Annotated in this window: 16 protein-coding genes and 1 tRNA gene; 6 read left to right on the top strand and 11 right to left on the bottom strand. The window is 73.0% G+C overall.

Annotation, left to right across the window (positions count from 1 at the left end):
• Positions 1 to 145: 145 nt before the first annotated feature.
• The 4 genes from AB0I06_RS01595 to AB0I06_RS01610 all read right to left on the bottom strand — a co-directional run bounded on the left by AB0I06_RS01595 (position 146) and on the right by AB0I06_RS01610 (position 7,853).
• Positions 146 to 2,467: an extracellular solute-binding protein gene (locus AB0I06_RS01595; protein WP_363116696.1), complete on the bottom strand. Its 2,322-nt coding sequence runs from the start codon at positions 2,465 to 2,467 to the stop codon at positions 146 to 148.
• A complete protein-coding gene (locus tag AB0I06_RS01600; RefSeq protein WP_363116697.1) occupies positions 2,464 to 3,942 on the bottom strand; it encodes a hypothetical protein in 1,479 nt (492 codons plus the stop codon). The genes AB0I06_RS01595 and AB0I06_RS01600 overlap by 4 nt, the downstream gene beginning before the upstream one ends.
• A gap of 52 nt (positions 3,943 to 3,994) precedes the next feature.
• Positions 3,995 to 6,388 (bottom strand): tetratricopeptide repeat protein, encoded by a 2,394-nt coding sequence (locus tag AB0I06_RS01605; RefSeq protein WP_363116698.1) that lies wholly within the window; start codon positions 6,386 to 6,388, stop codon positions 3,995 to 3,997.
• Between the two features lie 139 nt (positions 6,389 to 6,527).
• Positions 6,528 to 7,853, bottom strand: coding sequence for a serine protease (locus AB0I06_RS01610; RefSeq protein WP_363116699.1), 1,326 nt, complete (start codon positions 7,851 to 7,853; stop codon positions 6,528 to 6,530).
• Between the two features lie 84 nt (positions 7,854 to 7,937).
• Here AB0I06_RS01610 and AB0I06_RS01615 point away from each other — a divergent pair, with 84 nt between their 5' ends.
• Positions 7,938 to 8,237, top strand: coding sequence for a trypco2 family protein (locus tag AB0I06_RS01615; RefSeq protein ID WP_363116700.1), 300 nt, complete (start codon positions 7,938 to 7,940; stop codon positions 8,235 to 8,237).
• A 94-nt stretch (positions 8,238 to 8,331) separates the two neighbouring features.
• On the opposite strand, the gene AB0I06_RS01620 is transcribed toward AB0I06_RS01615, so the two are convergent.
• Positions 8,332 to 8,405 (bottom strand) — tRNA-Pro (locus tag AB0I06_RS01620).
• 559 nt (positions 8,406 to 8,964) lie between these two features.
• Between AB0I06_RS01620 and AB0I06_RS01625 the strand changes: the two genes are divergently transcribed.
• Positions 8,965 to 9,309, top strand: a complete 345-nt coding sequence (locus tag AB0I06_RS01625; protein WP_363116701.1) for a cupin domain-containing protein — start codon at positions 8,965 to 8,967, stop codon at positions 9,307 to 9,309.
• A gap of 62 nt (positions 9,310 to 9,371) precedes the next feature.
• Here AB0I06_RS01625 and AB0I06_RS01630 read toward each other — a convergent pair whose 3' ends face one another.
• Positions 9,372 to 10,370, bottom strand: a complete 999-nt coding sequence (locus AB0I06_RS01630) for a LacI family DNA-binding transcriptional regulator (protein WP_363116702.1) — start codon at positions 10,368 to 10,370, stop codon at positions 9,372 to 9,374.
• Positions 10,371 to 10,481: 111 nt separating this feature from the next.
• Here AB0I06_RS01630 and AB0I06_RS01635 point away from each other — a divergent pair, with 111 nt between their 5' ends.
• A complete protein-coding gene (locus AB0I06_RS01635; protein ID WP_363116703.1) occupies positions 10,482 to 11,633 on the top strand; it encodes a Gfo/Idh/MocA family oxidoreductase in 1,152 nt (383 codons plus the stop codon).
• 107 nt (positions 11,634 to 11,740) lie between these two features.
• Here the strand turns inward: AB0I06_RS01635 and AB0I06_RS01640 are convergent, their stop codons facing one another.
• Complete coding sequence (locus tag AB0I06_RS01640; RefSeq protein ID WP_363116704.1) at positions 11,741 to 12,772, bottom strand: LacI family DNA-binding transcriptional regulator; 1,032 nt, start codon at positions 12,770 to 12,772, stop codon at positions 11,741 to 11,743.
• 110 nt (positions 12,773 to 12,882) lie between these two features.
• Here AB0I06_RS01640 and AB0I06_RS01645 point away from each other — a divergent pair, with 110 nt between their 5' ends.
• The 3 genes from AB0I06_RS01645 to AB0I06_RS01655 are packed head-to-tail and all read left to right on the top strand — an operon-like array spanning position 12,883 to position 15,877.
• Positions 12,883 to 14,040 carry a phytanoyl-CoA dioxygenase family protein gene (locus AB0I06_RS01645; protein ID WP_363116705.1) on the top strand — a complete coding sequence of 386 codons (1,158 nt, stop codon included), beginning with the start codon at positions 12,883 to 12,885 and terminating at the stop codon, positions 14,038 to 14,040.
• Between the two features lie 8 nt (positions 14,041 to 14,048).
• The gene (locus tag AB0I06_RS01650; RefSeq protein WP_363116706.1) at positions 14,049 to 14,825 is read left to right on the top strand and encodes an SDR family oxidoreductase; all 777 of its coding nucleotides are present in this window, start codon (positions 14,049 to 14,051) and stop codon (positions 14,823 to 14,825) included.
• 47 nt (positions 14,826 to 14,872) lie between these two features.
• A complete protein-coding gene (locus tag AB0I06_RS01655; RefSeq protein ID WP_363116707.1) occupies positions 14,873 to 15,877 on the top strand; it encodes a Gfo/Idh/MocA family oxidoreductase in 1,005 nt (334 codons plus the stop codon).
• 147 nt (positions 15,878 to 16,024) lie between these two features.
• Here the strand turns inward: AB0I06_RS01655 and AB0I06_RS01660 are convergent, their stop codons facing one another.
• The 4 genes from AB0I06_RS01660 to AB0I06_RS01675 all read right to left on the bottom strand — a co-directional run bounded on the left by AB0I06_RS01660 (position 16,025) and on the right by AB0I06_RS01675 (position 19,557).
• A complete protein-coding gene (locus AB0I06_RS01660; protein WP_363116708.1) occupies positions 16,025 to 16,630 on the bottom strand; it encodes a GPP34 family phosphoprotein in 606 nt (201 codons plus the stop codon).
• Between the two features lie 72 nt (positions 16,631 to 16,702).
• Complete coding sequence (locus tag AB0I06_RS01665; RefSeq protein WP_363116709.1) at positions 16,703 to 17,722, bottom strand: Gfo/Idh/MocA family oxidoreductase; 1,020 nt, start codon at positions 17,720 to 17,722, stop codon at positions 16,703 to 16,705.
• Between the two features lie 19 nt (positions 17,723 to 17,741).
• Positions 17,742 to 18,644, bottom strand: a complete 903-nt coding sequence (locus tag AB0I06_RS01670; protein ID WP_363116710.1) for a sugar phosphate isomerase/epimerase — start codon at positions 18,642 to 18,644, stop codon at positions 17,742 to 17,744.
• 1 nt (position 18,645) lies between these two features.
• Positions 18,646 to 19,557, bottom strand: coding sequence for an ATP-binding cassette domain-containing protein (locus tag AB0I06_RS01675; protein WP_363116711.1), 912 nt, complete (start codon positions 19,555 to 19,557; stop codon positions 18,646 to 18,648).
• Between the last annotated feature and the right edge of the window lies 1 nt (position 19,558).

Below are 19,558 nucleotides of genomic sequence, written 5' to 3' on the forward strand. Positions count from 1 at the left end.
GCGGGCCGGGGGCAGGCTCGACCTGAGCCACAGTCCGGCACCGGGGGAGCGGTCGAGGACGTCGCCCATGGGGGTGGGTGACGTCCTCGACCACGCCACACGCGCTCGCGTGCCCGAGGCCGGGGGCATGGCCAGGCGGCCGGGATCACGCCCGGGGTTCGCTGCACACCCTGAGTTTCTCGATGTCCTTGTCCCGGTCCGTCACCTTCTGGACCTTCTGGACGCCGTCCAGGATGGCGTCGAGGTTCGCCGACTTCCCGTCCCTCGCCACGGCGGCCACGGTCCGCAGCACCGCCTCGTGGAACGCGTCCCGCACCGCGGGCCGCATGACGTCCGAGGCGTCGAGGCAGCGCGGCACCTCGGTCTGAAGGAACCTCGCGTAGACCGCGAGGGCGGTGGAGTCCACCTCGCCGTGGTCGGCGATCTCCGTCATGACCGGGAGCATCGCCGAGTACATGGTGCCCTGGCCCGCCCACTTCTCCTGCCCTTCCTGGGAGAAGAGGGCGCGCAGCGCCTTGCGGGCCGGTTCCCGGTCATTGAAGAGGGCGGCGAAATCGCCGGACACCTCGTAGGCCCGTGTCCGGTAGGGCCCGCCCGGGAGCAGGGGTGCGGCGTCGGTGAGGCGGGCGCCGTCGTCGCCCTGCGCGAAGGAGCCCTGGTGTTCGAGGGCACAGCGGGGGGCGGTCTCGCGGAAGGCGATGACGTTGCGCTGTTCCGGAGCGCCGGGGCCGCGCCAGTCGGTGGTCAGTGCCCGCTCTGCCCGGGTGGGGTCCGTGCCGAGGAACCGGGCCCACTGCCGCCATGCGTCCCGGACCGGGCCCTTCTTCCACACCGTGGAGGCGTTCTTGCCGGTGCCACGGGCCCAGTCCGCGTAGACGCCCGGTCCGGCTCGCTGGAGCACGATGTCCTCGATCCAGTCGGTGCCGGGCCACCCGGCGGCGCCGTCTTCGCCCATGCCGAGGCACCAGGAGGACGGGGTGTCGGGGCGGCCGGCGGTGTCGCGGGACTGCCACACGATGCTCTTGAGGTTGGCGTTGACCGGCCACCAGTAGGTGTGGACCTTGCCGTCCGGACGCCAGGGCCCCGCGTAGCGCAGGCCCTTGACCAGGTCGTCGAGCGGTTTCAGGTGTTTCTCGGTGCGGTACTGGGCCAGTTCCCCGATGCCGGGCATGATCGCGATGTCGGGCGGGTCACCGGCCTGGACCCGCGAGAGCAGCACCTCGCGCTGGGCGGGGGTGCCTTGATAGCTGACACGGATGCCGGCGGCTTCCATCAGGCCGCGGAAACGCTCTTCCTCCTTGCCCGTCCACGGGCCGAGTACGGTGACGACCGGGTCGCGCTCCAGGAGTTGCGGGATGGCGATCGCCGCGAGCACAGCCGACACGGCCGCCGCGGCCATCCAGCGCCGCCCCGTCGTGCGGGTCGCCCGGTTCCACGAACGGCGCGCCCACGACCAGTCGACCGGGCCCTGCGGGTAGTCGGTGGTGAGCCGGGCGACGAGGCCGGCGACGGCGGCGCAGATGCCGGCCAGACCCACGACGACATAGACACCGTTCCACCAGCCGAAGGCGGGCAGGTCGGGAAGGCCGGTGGCGGCGACCTGTTGCTGTGCGGCCGTGAGGCGCACGGCGTTCTCGGGGAGGGTGTCCGCCAGGGCGATGTGCAGGATGTCCGTGAGATGACCGCGTGCGGTGTTCAGGTCCTGGGCGGTACGCCACGCCAGGAAGGCCGGCACGGTGGCCAGCGCCAGGGGAGCGGCGGCGCCGGCCAGCACCCAGGGGGCCAGCAGCCGGCCGCAGCGCCGGCTGATGGCCCGGCACGCGAGGCCCGCCACGGTGGCGGCGGCGGCCAGCGCGAGTGCCGCCACCACCCAGGAGGCCGTCAACAGCACACCCGGGTCGGACAGTTCGCCGGCCCGGCGGCGTTCGGCCTCGGCGACCTTGTCGAGGCGGTCGAGCAGACCGGTGTCCGGGCGCTCCAGCAGGGCGTGGGCTTCGGCGAGTTTCTCCCTCTGCATCTCGTCGTCCGCCTGGTATTTCACCGTGGCCAGCGTGATGGCGTTGCTGTAGGCCTCGAGCACGCCGTTGGCCGCGGAGATGTCCTGGTCCATGCCGCTGCCGACGTGGTCCGCGAGCTGGGTGAGGCCCTGGTCCGCCGCGGCGAGCTGGCTCTGGGCGGTCTCCCCCGCCCCGACCGTGCCGGCGACCCCCCCTGCGATCGAGTACCTGGCCGCCTCGTCGGCACGCAGCACGGCGAGCCTGACGGCCGCCGAGCCACGTACGGACGGTGCGACATTTTCCCGTAATTCCCGCACGCGGGCATCCAGTTGGGGTACGGCCACGGCGGTGAGCAGACTGACGCCGAGGGCGGCGCAGCCCAGGAAGGCCCACAGGTGACGCAACAGCAGCCGTCGTGTGCTCACACCGCGCCTGGCCGCGCCGGGCCGCTGCTCGCGTCCTTGCCTCATGACAGTTCCTCTCCGCAGCGCACGCAGTAGAAGGCCCCGGGGACGGCCGGCTCCCGGCAGTCCGGGCGGGGGCAGGCTGTGCGCTGCCGGCCTTGCGCGCGACCGGTGTTGCGGTCCGCCGACCGGGCGCCGAGGCGCAGCAGCGTGACGCTGACCCGGTGGGCGTCGGCGGGCAGGCTCACGCTCACGGCCCCGGCGGCCGCGTCGTGGATGTCGCCCCACGCCGCGATCTCGTCGAGGACCCAGTCCACCCGCAGCCGGTGGGCCACCGCGGCGGCCTGACCGAGGTGGCGTTCCGCGTCCGCTCTCCGGCCGGCTCCCAAGGAGGTGAGGCCTTTCTTGAGGTGGGCGATCATCCGGTTCCGCGAGTCGAGGAAGCGGCTGTTGTCACCGGTCGTCTCGTCGTGCGCGCTCGAGGCGGTTCGCGCGGGTGGGAGGCCGGGATCACGCCAGCGGGCGGTGACGGCCTCGTGCCGGGATCCCAGCGAGACCATGGCGAACTGGAGTACTTCACCGAGCGGATCACCGGCGCCGTCGACCCGCAGGTCGAGCAGGAACTCGCTGCCGCTGCCCGCCGGGTCCCACGGCAGGGCGTGGAAGACGTGACGGTGCGGTGTCGACGGCGGCTCGGCGACCAGTTCCAGGTGCTGGGGCTTGTACTGGACGAAGGACTCGACGCGCACGCCGGGGCGCACGGTGACCTCCAGTGGCAGCGCGGGCACGGCCCGGCGGCAGGCCCGGCGGACCGCCTCGGCGAGTTCGGCGGCGAAGTCCGGCCCCGCGGCGTCGGCCGTCCCCCGCAGACGGCTGACGATCCGCTCCAGCGGCTGGTAGTCCCACTCCGCGCCTACGGCCACGACCTCGCAGGTGAACCCGGTGCCGCACACCGCCAGTTCCTCGGTGAGCGAGGCCTCCTGGTATCCGGTGCTCCCGTCGGTGACGAGCAGCAGTCGGCACAGCGGCCGGTCGCACCCGGCGAACGTCCGCCGGGCCTCGGCCAGCCATCCTTCGTAGCCGCAGGAGATCGGTGCGCCGCCGGCGGCCAGCGGGGCCGCGCCCATCGCGAAGGCCGCGTTGACCCGGTGTTTCCGGTCGGCCGGCGCCCATGTGCCGGGTCCGGCCGGGTAGTAGCGCCCGGGCCCGTCTCCGCGTTCGCCGGCCGCGGTGAGCACGGCGAACGACACGCCCGAGGGCATGGCGGCGAACGCTGCCCGCATGGCCGTCACCATGCGCTCCCTGCGGTGTTCGGCGAGGTCGAGCGCGATGAGCAGGGCGAGCTGCCCGGGGTCGGCGTGGTCGCCCTGTGCACGGTCGAGGACGGTCACCTTCACCTGGGCGAGCAGCTTGACCGACTCGCCCGGCAGGCGCGGCACGAGTTCGGGCTCGTCGACGTCGACGACGAGGGTGGTGGTGTAGGGCCCAGCGGTTTCGCCGCCGGGTGACGGCATCGGGTCCGGCTCGGCCGAAGAGCTCATCAGATCCTCCTGTCGGGTGATGCGGTGCGGCGGCACGGACAGCGGCTGCGTCTCAGGTCAGCGTGGTCGGGCGGACGGCATGGGCGCGCTCCACCAGGGCCTCGCTCAGCTCCGGGTCGGTGGCGGCGAGCTCCAGGTAGTCGCGCTCCAGCGCGACGCGGACCTCCATCGCCCGGTATACGTCGGGGGTCGGTTCGTGCGCGGGGCGCCACCAGCTGCGCAGGCGGTGCAGGCGGCGGCGCAAGGTCGCCTCGTCCGCGTCGGTGATGCCGTGCTTCAGGTGCAGCGCGGCGAGCTGCCACTCGTTGACCTCGATGCGCAGCCGGAGTTCGTCGAGGGGCGCGAGGACCAGCTCCCGTTCCTGTGAGGGGCGGTTCCGGTCCGCGGCGTGTGCGGCGAGCACCGTCTCGGCGGCTTCCGGCGAGGGCAGGTCCTCGGGGCCATGCCCCAAACAGGCGGCCCGGATCCGGGTGGCGGCCCGCTGGGCGAGGGTGCGGCCACGGGTGCCGCGCGGCACGCGTTCGAGGGCGGCCAGCGCCTGGTCACGGTCGTGCTCGTCGAGTGCGAGGCGGGCCAGGCCCAGGGCGGCGCCGCAGTGTGCCGGGTTGCGCAGATGCACCGCGTGGAACAGGTCCCGGGCCCGGGCCCGTGCCGCGGCGGCGTCCGGTGCCCCTGCTTCCGCGTGGGCGGCGCACTCGTAGGCGTAGGCGAGGGCCAGTTTCGGCGCGTACTCCCCCGGCAGGTCGGCGCGGACCAGTTCGAAGCTCCGGCACGCCTCGGCCAGGTCCGCCGCCTGGCCGGCGGGCCGCCGCGACGCGCCCGTGCCGAAGCGGGCGAGCGCGATCAGCCCGCGATGCCACTCCAGGCGCCAGCGCCGCACTTCCTCGGGCCCCGGGATGCCCTCGGCCACGGCCAGCTCCGCCTCCGCCGCGTCGACGTCGGGCGGTGCGGGGTCGGCGGCGAGGGCGACGCGGATGTTGTGCAGGCAGATCTCGGCGGAGGGCTCGTCGTCGGGGGTCTGCCCGAGCCGCACGGTGCGCGCGTAGCCCCCGCTCACACCGAACTCCGGGGTCCGCGGGTCGTTGGAGAAGGGTCTGGGGACCGGGAGCCGTCGGGCGATCTCCACGGGGGTGGGCCGCCCGGGGTCCAGGACGCGCAGGACGGGCGGAGCCCCGCGACGCGGGGGGTCCTCGTCGGGACGCGCGAGGTCGGACGTCGCGGGTACGTCGCCGAGCCGCTCACCGAGCCACTCCGGCGACGGGTGGAAGTAGCCGGACGGCTCGGGTGAGCCGCCCTTGCCGCGCAGCGCCCTGATCTCCCGCAGGGCGCCCCTGAGTTGGTCGGCCATCTCTTCCGCGTCCTTGAAGCGCGGTCCTTCCCGCACGGTCCGCGTGGCCCGGTCGATGACGGCGTCGAGCGACGTCGTGCCGAGGCCGGGCACGTCGTCGCGGACGGCGGGGGCGGCGAGGCAGCGCAGGGTCACGCCGACGGCGTGCAGGTCGTTGGCGAGGGTGAGTTCACCGGCAAGCTCCGGTGCGTGGAAGCCGGGCGTCACATGGGGCGGCGGCTCGGTCTGGTGGAGTTTGCGCACGCTGCCCATGTCGATGACCTTGACGTGGTCGTCGACGTGGACGACGTTCGACGGCTTCATGTCTCCGTACAGGAGTCCCTGCTGGTGCAGGTGGGAGAGCGCGGTCAGGATCTGGATGCCGTATGTGGCGACGTGCTCGATGTCGAGCGTCTCGTGCCCGCGGCGGACCTCGTCGATGACGGACTGGAGGGTGTGGTCACCGACGTCCTCCATGACGATGTGACCGCCCCGCACGCGGAGTTCGGGGTTGGGGGCACCCTCGCCCGACGTGGGGGCTCCGTAGGGGAGGAAGTCGCGGATCCGCACGATGTACGGGTGCCGGCTGGCCACGAGGGTGCGTCGTTCGAGGTCGGCGAGGGCGGCGCCGTGCGCGCCGTAACGGTCCCGCAGCGTCTTCACGGCGACGAGGTCGTCCAGGTGGGTGTCCTCGGCGAGGTACACCCAGCCCTGTCCGCCGCGGGCGACGGGGCCCTTGATGTGGTACTGGTCGCTGAGGGTGGCGCCGCGTAAGAAGTCGGGCCGCATGGCGTGCGGCTTTCCGCAGCGCGGGCAGTACTGCCGGTCGGGGCTGCCGGGGAGGACGGGGATCGTGGCGCCGCAGTCCGGTGTGCGGCAGCGCTGCGCCTGGTCCGCTATGTGGGCGCCGCCGTCGAGCCGCTCCTGGGGCGAGCGTGGTGTGCGGATCGGCAGCGCCAGCAGCTGCCGGGGGCCCCGTGGCCGGTCGTCGAGCTTCGGCAGCGGTCGCGCGTCCCGTCGTCGGCCGCACTGGTCGCAGTATCCGGTCGGCAGGATCTCCCCGTCGCAGGGGTTTCCGCTGAGCCGTCTGTGACGGCACGGCTCCGTTCTCACGCGCATGTCCTCCCCCGTCTTCGCCCCGTGGCCGTCGGCACCCCGGTGTCACGACGGCGGGTCGCGCCGCTCATCGGTGCCCCGGCCCGGCACACACCGCCGGCGGTTCGCCCTTCCGGTGGCGGCCGCCGGCCCCGCACACCGCTCACCCGCCCCCCTGATACGCCGTCCGCAGCTCGTCCGCGAACTCCCGCAAGGCGCGCAGCCGTCGCGCCGGTTCGGCCATGGCCGCGATCGCCTCCCGGCGGCTCATCAGGTCCGCGACGGCGGCAGTGGCGTGGCGCAGCGACTCCGGGTCGACCATCCCGTCCTCGCGGGCGCGGCGGGCCTCCCAGTCCTTCCCACGGGCCAGCAGCCGATCGACGTGGGCGAAGAGGGCGGGCTCGAGCACCAGGTCGCGCACCTCCCGCCATCCCGGTCCGCCGCTGTCACGGAACACCAGCAGCAGCCGCACGCCGCTCGCGACGAGCCGGGCGAGCAGCCCGGCCAGGCGGGCGGGGCTGCGTGCCTCGTCCACACCGTCGACGAGGACGGTGAGGCCTGGCCCGGCGGCATGGGGGGAGTCGCAGGCCGGGCGTTCGCCCCGGCCGAGCAGCCACTCCCGGCACGCGGGGTAGTCGCCGGGCGCGAAGGCGAGCACCGAGCCCAGAAGCCGGTCGACCAGTTCGGCGCGGGAGGCGTCGGCAGGCCGGTGCACGCGGTCGGCGAGGTGTTCCAGGTGGCGCAGGGTCCGCTCCCGGCCACTCCCGCGCTCGACCACGCTGACCTTGACCGGGGTGCCGGACGGATCGGCCAGCCAGTGGCGCGTCCGTCGGTCGAAACCCCGGTCCCACGCGTCGGGACGTGCCACCTCGCGCACCGCCGGGCAGAGGTCCGCCATGCGCGCGACGGGGATGAGGTACGAGTACGCCAGCACGTTGTCCTGCGGCAGCGGTTCGTCCAGGTCGCCCCGCCAGCTGACCACGATGCCCACCACGACCGGCTCTCCGTCCGCGGACACGGCCCAGGCCCCGGCTCCGCTGAACCCGCGGCGCACCACTTCCCTGCGGTGCCGCGCGTCGAACTGCACCCGGTGCCCTCGCAGGCCACGCACGGTCCCGGTGAGCACCATGCCGTCGTCGAAGCGTTCCGCGTACCCCGTCACGGTGACCGCGAGTCCCGGGGAGAGCCCCGTCGACAGGACGGCCGGGCGGGCCTGGGGGCGGGGGCTGTCCAGGCGGAGCAGCGCGACGTCCTCGCCGTCGCCGTCCGGCAGGTCCGGCAGCCAGCCGCCGTCGGCGACGCGCGCCGGGACCGGCTCGACGCCCGGGTTCTCCACGAACTCGACCCACATCACCGCGTCCCGGCGCGGGAGCACATGCGCGCACGTGAGGACGGTCCGCGCATCGATGAGAACGCCGGCGCCCCGTACCTCGCCCGCCGCTCCCCCCGACCGCAGCCGCACCCGCCAGTCCGCAGCCAGTTCCCCCATCCTCATCACGCTACGCACCAGGACCCGCCGGGACTAGACTCGTGCCCTTGTCGAATCCATCAAGCGCCGCGCGGGGGAGCAGACATGACGGTCAATCAGTCCGAACCGATCGGTCTTGCACAGGCGATCGACTCGATCCGCACAGAATTGGCCCAGGCGGAGCGGGACGGTGCGGGCAGTGACTGGCGGTTCACCGTCGAACAGGTGAGTGTGGAGTTCTCGGTGCAGTTCCATCGGGCCGGTGAGGGCGGTGCGGGGTTGCGCCTGGGCGTCGTGGAGGCGCGCGTCGGCGGCGCGGTGAGCCACGACTCGGTGCACCGGGTGCAGGTGGACCTCAAACCGGCCCCGACACAAAGCGGCGTCGAGCGCATGGTGGGCCGGTAACCGGCCCGGCCGCCCGCCCGTCGTCCGGCCCCTCGAAGAGACCGAGGGCCGTTTCGGACTCACCCGAAACGGCCCTCGACCCGTACTGCATCCGTCGGGACGACAGGATTTGAACCTGCGACCCCTTGACCCCCAGTCAAGTGCGCTACCAAGCTGCGCCACGTCCCGCTGCGTCCCGCGCGGGTGAAACCGCGTGATCACGCAGGTCAACCCTACCGCATGGAACTCGTTCCCCGACCCGCTCCCCGCCCCGTACCGCGGAGCGCGCCGACGGCCGGTCCGGCCGCCGGGTCCATCCCGCGAGACCCACCGTCGAGACGGCGACGGCGGACACGGCCCACCAGGGGAGTCCGGCCTGGGTGGCGTGGCCGGCGAAGGCCGCGACCGCCAGGAGGGCGGTGGCCACGCCTCCGATGACCTCGGCCCGTCCGGCAGACCGTCCCCGCGTCTCGTCCACGTCCTTCTCCCCCTTCGCCCGCACGCTCGCACGCCCGGCCATCACGAAACGGCTGGGCATATGCCGCAAACAATACGCGAGTTGGCGGGAACTCCCGACCAGGGCATAGGGGTTGAGACGGACAGCCGGGACCTCCCCGGCGCGTTCCCGTCGGCACCGGGCGAGGGACCCTTTTGCAGCGAACCGGACGACGAAGTGTCCGCCGGGCCCGGCCACCGCCCCACACTCTGTCCAGACCGCTCCCCCGCCCACCGGGGCTAGGGTCACCGCATGACGCACAGCTTCGTCCTCCACATCCCCGGCGCCGAGCTCGAACCCGAGCCCCTCGCGCCCGAGCAGATCGTCTCCGGAACCCCCGAGGTGAGCGGGAAGGTGGTCTGGGAGTCGGAGGACGGCCGCCAGGTGCGCGGCGTCTGGCAGATCACGCCCGGGGTGGTCACCGACACCGAGGCCGACGAACTGTTCGTCGTGATCAGCGGCTCGGCGACGATCGAGGTCGAGGGCGGGCCGACGCTCACCGTCGGACCCGGAGACCTGGCCGTCCTGCGCGAGGGCGACCGCACCACGTGGACGGTCCACGAGACCCTGCGCAAGGCGTACGCGATCAACCTCTGAGGAAGGCGTACGCGATCAACCCTTGAGCCAGGCCCGCGATCCACCCTGAGCCAGACGCGCGATCAGGGCGCCGGGGCCGTCGACCCCCGGATCTCCAGGGTGGGCGTGGTGAGGTGGACCCGGCCCGCCCCGCCCGTGCCCTCGAAGCGCTCCAGGAGGAAGCGGGCCGCGCGGCGGCCGACCTCGTGGCCGGCGTTGTCGACCGTCGTGAGCCACACGTGCCGCAGCCGGGCGATGCTCGTGTTGTCGTAGCCGACGACGGACAGGTCGTGCGGGACGCGCAGCCCCAGTTCCTCGGCCGCCGAGAGCGCGCCGATGGCGGCGATGTCGTTGACGGCGAAGACGGCCGTGGGCCGGTCGGGGCGGCTGAGCAGGCGGACGGTCGTGCGGTAGCCGCCCTCCTCGGTCATGTCGCTCGGCTCGACCACCACCCCGTCCACGAGGCCGTGCCGGCGCATCGTCGCCTCGAAGCTGCGGCGCCGCAGTTCGCCCACCGCGCCGTAACCCGCGATGTGCGCGATACGGCGGTGCCCGAGGCCGATCAGGTGCTCGGCGACCAGCCGGGCGCCCCGCTCGTCATCGCCCGCCACGACGTCGACGCCGGGCGGTGCCGGTTCGCGCGAGCCGGCCAGCACGACCGGGATGCGCTCGGCCACCCCGCCGGCAGCCGCCGGGTCGGGCAGGGTGCCGACCACGACCAGGCCGTCGACGCGCAGGTCCAGCAGCGGGTCGACCGGGTCCTGGCCGGTGCGGCGGTTGAGGCGGGCGTCGGCGAGCAGCATGTGCAGGCCGTTGGCGTGCAACAGGGAGTTCAGACCGTCGAGGAGGTCGACGAACCAGGGGTTGCGCAGGTCGTTGAGGAGGACGCCGACCGTGCGGGTGCGCTGTTCGCTGAGGCTGCGGGCGGCGGCGTTGGGCCGGTACCCGAGCTCCCGGGCGGCCCGCAGGACGGCGTCGCGCTTCTCGGGGCGTACCTGGTCGGAGCCGCGCAGCGCGAGGGAGACCAGCGACTTGGAGACCCCGGCCCGGTCGGCCACGTCTCGGATCGTCGGCGGTCTCATGGGATGGACCGTTCCATGCGGCGCCACGGCTTGTCAAAGGGTTGACAGCGTCGGTGAAGCCCGCCCAGGGTGACCTGGACAGGTTCTGGAACGGTCCAAAGAGGGGCTCTCATGGTGGACACGCTCGGCGTCGCCGTCATCGGATTCGGCTGGATGGGGCGGGTGCACACCCAGGCGTACGCGCGTGTGCGGCACCACTATCCGCGGCTGCCCCTCGTTCCGGAGCTGGTGACGGTCGCGGAGGAGGTGCCGGGCCGGGCGGAGGAGGCCGCCGCCCAGTTCGGGTTCGCCTCGGCCACCCGCGACTGGCGCGAGGTGGCCGCCGACCCCCGGGTGCGGGCGGTCAGCATCACCGCGCCCAACTTCCTGCACCGCGAGATCGGCGTCGCCATGGCCGAGGCGGGCAAGCACATCTGGATCGAGAAGCCGGTGGGTCTGAGCGCCGAGGACGCCGGGGCGGTCGCGGACGCGGTGGCCCGGGCGGGTGTGCAGGGCACCGTCGGCTTCAACTACCGCAACGCGCCGGCCGTCGAGGCGGCCCGCGAGCTGATCGCCTCCGGGGAGATCGGCACGGTCACTCACGTGCGCATCCGGTTGTTCAGCGACTACGCGGCCCATCCCGAGGGCGCGCTGACGTGGCGCTACGAGCGGGAGCGGGGCGGCAGCGGCGTGCTGGGCGACCTGGCCTCGCACGGCGTGGACCTGGCCCGTCATCTGCTCGGCGACATCACGTCCCTGACGGCCGACACGGCGATCTTCCTCCCGGAGCGAGCCCGCCCCTCCGGCGCCACGGCCGGCCACAGCCGTGCCTCCGGAGGCGAACCGGGCCCCGTCGAGAACGAGGACTACGTCGGCTGCCTGCTGCGCTTCGCCTCCGGGGCGCGCGGCGTGCTGGAGGCCTGCCGGGTCTCGGTCGGCGAGCAGAACAACTACGGCCTGGAGGTGCACGGCACGAAGGGCGCGGTGTTCTGGGACTTCCGCCGCATGAACGAGCTGGGCGTCAGCCGCGGCACGACGTACCAGGACCAGTCCGTCAGCACCGTGTACGTCGGTCCGGGACACGGGGAGTTCGCCGCGTTCCAGCCGGGCGCGGCGAACGCCATGGGGTACGACGACCTGAAGGTCATCGAGGCGTACCGCTTCCTCCGCTCGATCGCCGAGGGCACCGCCTACGGGGCGACGCTCACGGACGCCGTGCACAGCGCGGCCGCGCTGGACGCGATGACACGGTCGGCGCGGAGCGGGAGCTGGGCGGAGGTCTGAGGGCGGGGCGTGACGCCTCAGCCCGGGCGGTGCGGGCGCCGTCCCGGGGAGACCACCACCGAGTGGCGCTGTCGAGGAGGTAGAGGGCGGTCGCGGCCGCGCAGGGATCACACGGGCGCCTGCGGGGGCATGTTGTACGGCGTCACCACCTGGATCGCCGACGGCAGGGTCGGCCCCGCCGGCGGCAGCGCGTCGTGGGCGCGCATGACGGTGTGGCAGGCCTCGCGCACGTCCTGGCGCAGGTCGTGGTGGAGCACGGCGGACAGGCGGTGCTCGCGCAGCAGACGGGTGTTGTCGTGGTCGAGGTCGTGCGCGATGAACACCGCGCACGCGCGGCCGAGGTCGTCGAAGGCCCGCAGCGTGGCGATGTTGCCGCCGCCGATGGAGTACACCGCGCGGATGTCCGGGTCGCGTTCCAGGGCGGCCCGGACGAGGTCGTACTGGGTGGCGTCGAGCCCTTGGCCCTCGGCGATCTCGACCAGCGTGCGCTCGGGGTGCCGGGCGCGCATGACGCTGCGGAAGCCCATCTCGCGCTCTTCCTCGTTGCGGAAGAAGCCGCTGCTGAGGCTGGTCAGGATGTTGCCCGGGCGCTCCCCGAGCCACTGGCCCATCAGGTACGCGGCCGTGGCGCCCGCCGCCCGGTCGTCTATGCCGACGTAGGCGAGCCGGGCGCTGGCGGGCAGGTCGGTCACCAGCGTCACGACGGGGACGCCGGCGGCTTCGAGGCGGCCGACCGCGGCGGTGACCTCGGGGACGTCCGGCGCCTTGAGGATCACGCCCTGCGAGCCGCGCCGGGCGATCCGGTCCAGGGTCCGTACCAGTTCCCCGGCCGGGCCGGTCTCGCGGAAGTGGAAGCGGGAGCGGAGCACCGCCGGGCGCAGGGACGGCAGCTCGGCCTCCAGCGCGGCCCTGATCGCGGTGGTGAACCGCTCGGGTGCCTGCATCACGATGTCGACCATGAACGTCCGGCCGACGAGCCGGACCTGGGTGCGCTGCCGGTCGAGATCGGCGATGGCCTGGCGGACCTCCCGCGCGGTGCTCTCGCGCACCCCTCCCCTGCCGTTCAGCACCCGGTCCACGGTCGCCTCGCTCAGACCCGCCTGACGTGCGATCTCCCGGATCGGGAACGGGTGGCCCATACGCCGTCTCCTTGAGGGGTTTTTGATGGCTCACTGCTGGTTGTTCGAGGGGTTTGTACTGACAAGAATGACAGGGCTGCGTCGCTCCAGTGACCCCCGAAGGGACGACGATGTCCATCACTTCCGTCCATCACCGTGCCTGGCTGTCCGAACAGGACTGCGACCTCGACGCGTTCCGCGCGCTGGTCGAGCGGGCGACCGACCCCGCCGACCATCCGCACGCCTCCTCCGTGGAGCGGAACGTGCCGATCTACGACTGCGGGCTGCTGGAAGGCGACCGGGTGGTCCAGGCCGAGCTGGTGCGGGCGCTCGCGGACGGCCCCGGCATCGTGGTCTTCCGCGGTGCCTTCCCCGACCCGCTGGTCGTGGACCGGGCCACCGAGGTGTTCGAGGCGCTGATCGCCGAGCAGCGCGCCTCGGGTGCGGCGGCCGGTGACCACTTCGCCGCGCCGGGCGCCAACGACCGGGTGTGGAACGCGCTGGAGAAGATGGCCCTGTACGACGCGGAGGCGTTCGCCGACTACTACGCCAACGAGATCCTCGCCCTGGTGTCCTCGGCCTGGCTGGGCCCCGGCTACCAGGTCACCTCCCAGCTCAACGTGGTCAACCCGGGCGGCGCCGCCCAGACGGTGCACCGCGACTACCACCTGGGCTTCCTGTCGAACGAGGTCGCCGCCGCCTATCCGGCGCAGGCGCACCGCCTCTCCCCCGCGCTGACCCTCCAGGGCGCGGTCGCGCACTGCGACATGCCGGTGGAGTCCGGGCCGACGATGTACCTGCCGCACTCGCAGAAGTACGAGCCGGGCTATCTCGCCTGGCGGCTTCCCGAGTTCCGGGCGTACTTCGAGGCGCACCACGTGCAGCTCCCGCTCGCCAAGGGCGACGCGGTCTTCTTCAACCCGGCCCTCTTCCACGCCGCCGGCACCAACCGCACCGCGGGCGTCCGGCGCATGGCCAACCTGCTCCAGGTGTCGTCCGCGTTCGGCCGCGCGATGGAGACGGTGGACCGGGTGGCCCTGGCGGGCGCGGTCTACCCGGCTCTCCTCAAGCGCAAGGCCGAGGGCGCCGACCAGGCGTGGCTGGACAACGTGGTCGCGGCGAGCGCCGAGGGCTACCCCTTCCCGACGAACCTCGACAGCGACCCGCCGGTCGACGGTCTCGCCCCGCCCTCGCAGGCGGATCTGATGCGGCGGGCGCTGCGCGAGGAATGGACCCCGGAGGCGTTCCGGGCGGAGCTGCGGACCAGTGCCGGACGGCGAGAGAGCTGAGGAACGAGATGGGACTTCTCGACGACAAGGTCGTCCTGGTCAACGGGGGAAGCCAAGGCGTCGGCGCCGCCATCGCGCGGGCCGCCGTCCGCGAGGGGGCGGTCGTGGCCGTCACCGGGCGGCGCCCCGAGCCCGGCGAGGCGCTGGTGGCCGAGCTGGCCGCCGCCGGGGGCAAGGCGATGTTCGTACGGGCCGACCTGGCGGACGCCGAGCAGGCGAAGGCCGCCGTGGCGGAGGTCGTCGCCGCGTACGGGCGGGTCGACTGCCTGGTCAACTCCGCGGGCCTGACCTCACGGGGCACACTGCTGGACACCACGCCCGAGCTGTTCGACCAGCACATCGCGATCAATCTGAAGGCGCCGTTCTTCGCGATGCAGGCGGCCGTCGCGGACATGGTGGCCCGCCGGGCACCCGGCACGGTCGTCAACATCATCACGTCCTCGGCGCACGGCGGGCAGCCCTTCCTCGCGCCGTACGTCGCCGCCAAGGCGGGACTGATCGGCCTGACCCGCAACGCCGCGCACGCGCACCGCTGGGACCGGGTGCGGATCAACGGGCTCAACATCGGCTGGACGGCGACCGAGGGCGAGGACGCCACGCAGAAGACCTTCCACGGCGCCGGGGACGACTGGCGCGAGGAGGCCGCCGCGAAGCTGCCCATGGGCAAGCTCGGCCAGCCGGACGAGATCGCCGACTTCGTGGTCTTCCTGCTGTCGGAGCGGTCCGGGGTGGTCACCGGATCGGTGATCGACTGGGACCAGAACGTCCTCGGCGGACTCGACTGACCACTCCCCGCTAAGAAATCCCGCACCCTCTCCAGGAGCACACCCCCATGCGTATCGGAATCCTCGGCCTCGGCCGCATCGGCGCCTTCCACGCCGAGACCCTCTTCGGACTCGACGCCGTCGACTCCCTCGTCCTGACCGACCCGTTCGCGGATGCCGCCAAGGCCGCGGCCGAACGGTTCGGGGCCGAAGTCGTGGACTCGCCGGAGGCGCTGCTGGCCGCCGGCGTGGACGGCATCGTCGTCGCGGCCGCCACGGACGCCCACCCGGCGCTGATCCTCGCCGGTGTCGAGGCCGGTGTCCCCGTCTTCTGCGAGAAGCCCGTCGCCAGGACCATGGCCGAGGGTGTCGAGGTGCTCAAGGCCGTCCGGGGCCGGGACGTGCCGATCCAGATCGGCTACAACCGCCGCTTCGACACCGGTTTCGTCAACGCCCGCGCCGCCGTGCACAGCGGTGAGCTCGGCACGCTGCACACGGTCCGCTCGACCACGCTGGACCCGGCTCCCCCGCCGGCCGCGTACATCGCCGCCTCCGGCGGCATCTTCCGCGACTGCTCGGTGCACGACTTCGACATCATCCGCTGGGTGACGGGCCGCGAGGTGACCGAGGTGTACGCCGTGGGCGGCAACCGGGGCGCCGAGTACATCGAGGAGGCGGGTGACGCCGACACCACCGGCGCGATCCTCACCCTCGACGACGGCACCATCGCGGTGGTCTCCAACTCCCGCCACAACGCCCGGGGTTACGACGTCCGCATGGAGATCCACGGCTTCAAGGACTCCATCGCCGTGGGCCTGGAGGACAAGCTGCCGCTGCGCTCGGTCGAACCGGGCGTGACCTTCCCGGCGGGCACCCCGCACGACTTCTTCATGGACCGCTTCACCGCCGCCTACCGCGCCGAACTGACCGCGTTCACCGAGGTCGTGGCCGGCACCCGCCCCTCCCCCTGCACGATCGAGGACGCGCTGGAAGCGGGCTGGATCGCGGACGCGTGCACGCTGTCGCTGCGCGAGCACCGTCCGGTGACGATCGAGGAGGTCCGGGCGGTCTGACGTGCCGTGGGGGGCGGGGCCCGGCTCCCGCCCCGCCCTCACCCCTGCGGGCCACGGACGAGGCCGGTCAGCCGGCGGGGAGCGGTCACCGCGCGAGGCGCGCAGGGCCGCACTCTCGGGATCAACGGGCCCACGGCAGCGCGACGGTCACGCACCGCGCCAGACGTTGGCGAACGCCGCGTCCTCGACGGCCCGCCGCCGGCGCACGGCGTCCAGCTCCGTCACGGCACCGACCACCGCGGCGAACACGGTCTGGGCGGCGCCGTGGGGCACGGCGAGGTCGTCGGGCACGTCGTCGCGCGCTCCGACGGCGGCCGCGAGTGTGGTGAGCACCGGCTCGTCGGCCGCCCGGCGGTCCCTGGCGCGCTGCCGGGCGGGAGAGTCGACCGGCGTCGGCACGGCGGTGCCGCGGAAGGGGATCCAGGAGGTGCGCGGCCGCGCGACCAGTCCCTCCTCCGTCAGGACGGTCAGGTACCACTCGGCCAGTCCGCGGCCCCTGCGCCACAGCCAGTCCTCGACCGTCTCGTACGGCTTGTCACGCACGAGCCCGGCCGCGGCCTGTTCCAGCAGAGGGTCGTCGAGGGGCGGCGTGCGGCGGGGCACGATGCGGTCGTCGTCCAGCGTCACCGCTTCGACGCCGAGGAGGTCGAACACCTCCGCCCCGGCCAGTCCGAGCGACAGGTCACCCTGCGTCACCGGTCGGCTCGTCGCCCCGTCCAGCGCCACGATCATCAGGTCGCGTGCCGTGCCCATCACCGCTCCCCTCTACGACACTGTTCACGCTACATGCGGCAAGGGGCCGGGGCAGCGACCCCGGACCCCTTGTCATGCGTACAGCCCCGGCCGCTCCACCAGTTCGACCTCCACCCGTCCGCCCTCCTCCAGCGCCCTGACCCCCGCCTCGCACACCGCCGCCGCCGCGTAGCCGTCCCAGGTGCTCGGGCCGGTGACCTCGCCGCGGCGGGTGGCGTCGACCCAGGTCTGGATCTCCTGGTCGTAGGCCGTCGCGAAGCGTTCGGTCCAGTCCTGGGCGATGGTGCCGCCCCAGCGGCCGGCCATGTTGGTGACCAGGGCGTGACCGTCGCCGATGCGGGCGGTGCCGCGTTCGCAGACGACCTCCGCCTGGACCTGGTAGCCGAAGCCGCAGTTGACGAAGATCTCGACGTCGCTCAGGGCGCCGCCGTCGGTCTCGAAGACGACGAACTGCGGGTCCCGCAGGCCGTCCGGGGCGCCGGCCGAGGGGGTGGGGCGCAGCACCGTGACGGCGGTGATCTCATGGCCCAGCAGCCAGCGGGTGGCGTCGGCCTCGTGGGCGACGGAGTCGCTGATGAGCATGGAGCTGGTGAAGAAGGGCGGGCTGGCGACGTTGCGGTGCCGGTTGTGCAGCATCAGCGGGCGGCCCAACTGCCCCGTCGCCAGCAGGGCTTTCAGCTTGGCGTACTCGGGGTCGTAGCGGCGCATGAAGCCGACCTGGACCCGGCGGTGGCCGAGGCGCAGTTCGGCTTCGAGGACGCGCAGGGCGGAGGCCGCGTCGGGGGTGAGCGGCTTCTCGCACAGGACGGGCAGGTCCCGCTCGAACGCGGCGAGCAGGGTGGCCTCGTGGGCCGGGCCCGGGGAGGCGATCAGGACGGCGTCGACGCCGTCCGCCGCCAGTGCGGCGGCCGGGTCGGTGTGGGCCGTGCAGCCGTCGACGCGGGCCGCGACGGCCCCGGCCCGCTCCGCGTCGACGTCCGCGACGGCGACCACCCGTGCTCCGCTGGTGACTTCGTGGAGGCGGCGCACATGGTCGGCGCCCATCCGTCCGGTACCGATGACCGCCACTCCCAGCGCGGCACGCTCCGTCATGGGCCGTCCTTCCGGGTCGTCAGGCGCCGCAGGACCGCAGGAACTTGCGGGTGCGCACCGCGATCGGCAGCGGCTTGTCCGGCTCGCAGGGGTACATGTCCTGCTCGACGATGGCGAACAGGTCCACGCCGAGCTTCTGGGCGGCCGTGAGGACCGGACCCAGCTCCGGGACACCGGCGGGCGGTTCGCACATCACACCGCGCGCGACGGCCGGGCCGAAGGGGACCTCGTTCTTGACGACGTCGGCGAGGATCTCCGGGTCGACCTGCTTGAGGTGCAGATAGCCGATGCGCTCGCCGTAGGTCTCGATGAGCTTGACGCTGTCACCGCCGCAGTAGGCGTAGTGCCCGGTGTCCAGGCAGAGGTTGACGGCGTCGGAGTCGGTCGAGTCGAGGAACCGCTCGACGTGCTCCTCGGTGTCGATGTGGGTGTCGGCGTGCGGGTGGACGACGATGTCCAGGCCGTAGCGGTCCTTCACCTCGCGGCCGAGGCGCTCCATGCCCGTGGTGAGGTTGCGCCACTGCTCGGTGGTGAGCTCCGGGGACTCCAGGATCTCGGCGGTCTTGTCGTCGCGCCAGAAGGACGGGATGACGACCAGGTGCCCCGCGTCCATGGCCTGGGTGAGGGCGGCGACCCGGCTGACCTGCTCCCAGGTGGAGTCCCACTCGGAGGGGCCGCGGTGCAGTCCGCAGAAGATGGTTCCGGCCGAGACCTTCAGGTTCCGCTTGGTCACCTCGTCGGTGAGCCGGGCCGGGTCGGTGGGCAGGTAGCCGTAGGGGCCGAGTTCGATCCAGGAGTAGCCGGCCTCGGCGACCTCGTCGAGGAAGCGTTCCCAGGGCACCTGCTGGGGGTCGTCGGGGAACCAGACGCCCCAGGAGTCGGGGGCGGAGCCGACCCGGATGCGGTCGAGCGCGTGGGCCATGTCAGGACTTTCCTTCCGAAGGCGTGGCTACGGGAGCGGTGAGGTCCCCCTCCTCGGGGAGCTCCTCGACGTCGACGCCGCGAACCTGCGCCAACTCGTGCTTGAGGGAGGCCAGTTCGGCACCGCCGGCCATGTGGTTGGTCAGCTCTTCGAGGCTGACGTCGCTGCGGGAGGCGGACAGTTCCATGGTGCCCAGGCGCAGCACGCTGAAGTGGTCGCCGACCATGTAGGCGTGGTGCGGGTTGTGGGTGATGAAGATGACGCCGAGGCCCTTCTCGCGGGCGGCGGCGATGTACTTCAGCACCACGCCGGACTGCTTGACGCCGAGGGCGGCGGTGGGCTCGTCCAGGATGAGGACGCGGGCACCGAAGTAGACGGCGCGGGCGATGGCCACGCACTGGCGCTGGCCGCCGGAGAGGGTGCCGATGGGCTGTTCCATGTCGTCCAGGACGATGCCCATGTTGCGCAGTTCCTCGTCCGCGGTCTTCTTCATCTTCTCGATGTCGAGACGGCGTACGGGCCAGGGGCCCTTGGTCATCTCGGAGCCGAGGAAGAAGTTGCGCCACACCGGCATCAGCGGGACGACGGCGAGGTCCTGGTAGACGGTGGCGATGCCCTTGTCGAGGGCCTCGCGCGGGGTGGAGAAGCGCACCGGTTCGCCGTCGACGAGGAACTCGCCCTCGGTGTGCTGGTGCAGCCCCGAGACGATCTTGATGAGGGTGGACTTGCCGGCGCCGTTGTCGCCGAGGACGCAGGTCACCTTGCCGGGGTGGACGGTGAGGTCGACGCCGTGCAGGGCGCGGATGTTGCCGTAGGACTTGCCCGCGCCGCGCAGTTCCACCAGGGGGCGGTCCCCCTCGGGCGGGTTGTCCTTCAGAGCGGCACCGTGGGTGGCCGTTTCTTTGCTGGTCATC

It is taken from the genome of Streptomyces sp. NPDC050674 (assembly GCF_040654575.1).
Taxonomy (GTDB): domain Bacteria; phylum Actinomycetota; class Actinomycetes; order Streptomycetales; family Streptomycetaceae; genus Streptomyces.

Bases quoted from the DNA above. Each gene is read 5' to 3' on its own strand.
- AB0I06_RS01660 (WP_363116708.1), bottom strand. From the start codon at position 16,630: ATGGGCACGGCACGCGACCTGATGATCGTGGCGCTGGACGGGGCGACG.
- AB0I06_RS01675 (WP_363116711.1), bottom strand. From the start codon at position 19,557: ATGACCAGCAAAGAAACGGCCACCCACGGTGCCGCTCTGAAGGACAAC.
- AB0I06_RS01595 (WP_363116696.1), bottom strand. From the start codon at position 2,467: ATGAGGCAAGGACGCGAGCAGCGGCCCGGCGCGGCCAGGCGCGGTGTG.
- AB0I06_RS01610 (WP_363116699.1), bottom strand. From the start codon at position 7,853: ATGGGGGAACTGGCTGCGGACTGGCGGGTGCGGCTGCGGTCGGGGGGA.
- AB0I06_RS01615 (WP_363116700.1), top strand. From the start codon at position 7,938: ATGACGGTCAATCAGTCCGAACCGATCGGTCTTGCACAGGCGATCGAC.
- AB0I06_RS01665 (WP_363116709.1), bottom strand. From the start codon at position 17,722: ATGACGGAGCGTGCCGCGCTGGGAGTGGCGGTCATCGGTACCGGACGG.
- AB0I06_RS01640 (WP_363116704.1), bottom strand. From the start codon at position 12,772: ATGGGCCACCCGTTCCCGATCCGGGAGATCGCACGTCAGGCGGGTCTG.
- AB0I06_RS01645 (WP_363116705.1), top strand. From the start codon at position 12,883: ATGTCCATCACTTCCGTCCATCACCGTGCCTGGCTGTCCGAACAGGAC.
- AB0I06_RS01605 (WP_363116698.1), bottom strand. From the start codon at position 6,388: ATGCGCGTGAGAACGGAGCCGTGCCGTCACAGACGGCTCAGCGGAAAC.
- AB0I06_RS01635 (WP_363116703.1), top strand. From the start codon at position 10,482: ATGGTGGACACGCTCGGCGTCGCCGTCATCGGATTCGGCTGGATGGGG.
- AB0I06_RS01670 (WP_363116710.1), bottom strand. From the start codon at position 18,644: ATGGCCCACGCGCTCGACCGCATCCGGGTCGGCTCCGCCCCCGACTCC.
- AB0I06_RS01650 (WP_363116706.1), top strand. From the start codon at position 14,049: ATGGGACTTCTCGACGACAAGGTCGTCCTGGTCAACGGGGGAAGCCAA.
- AB0I06_RS01655 (WP_363116707.1), top strand. From the start codon at position 14,873: ATGCGTATCGGAATCCTCGGCCTCGGCCGCATCGGCGCCTTCCACGCC.
- AB0I06_RS01630 (WP_363116702.1), bottom strand. From the start codon at position 10,370: ATGAGACCGCCGACGATCCGAGACGTGGCCGACCGGGCCGGGGTCTCC.
- AB0I06_RS01625 (WP_363116701.1), top strand. From the start codon at position 8,965: ATGACGCACAGCTTCGTCCTCCACATCCCCGGCGCCGAGCTCGAACCC.
- AB0I06_RS01600 (WP_363116697.1), bottom strand. From the start codon at position 3,942: ATGAGCTCTTCGGCCGAGCCGGACCCGATGCCGTCACCCGGCGGCGAA.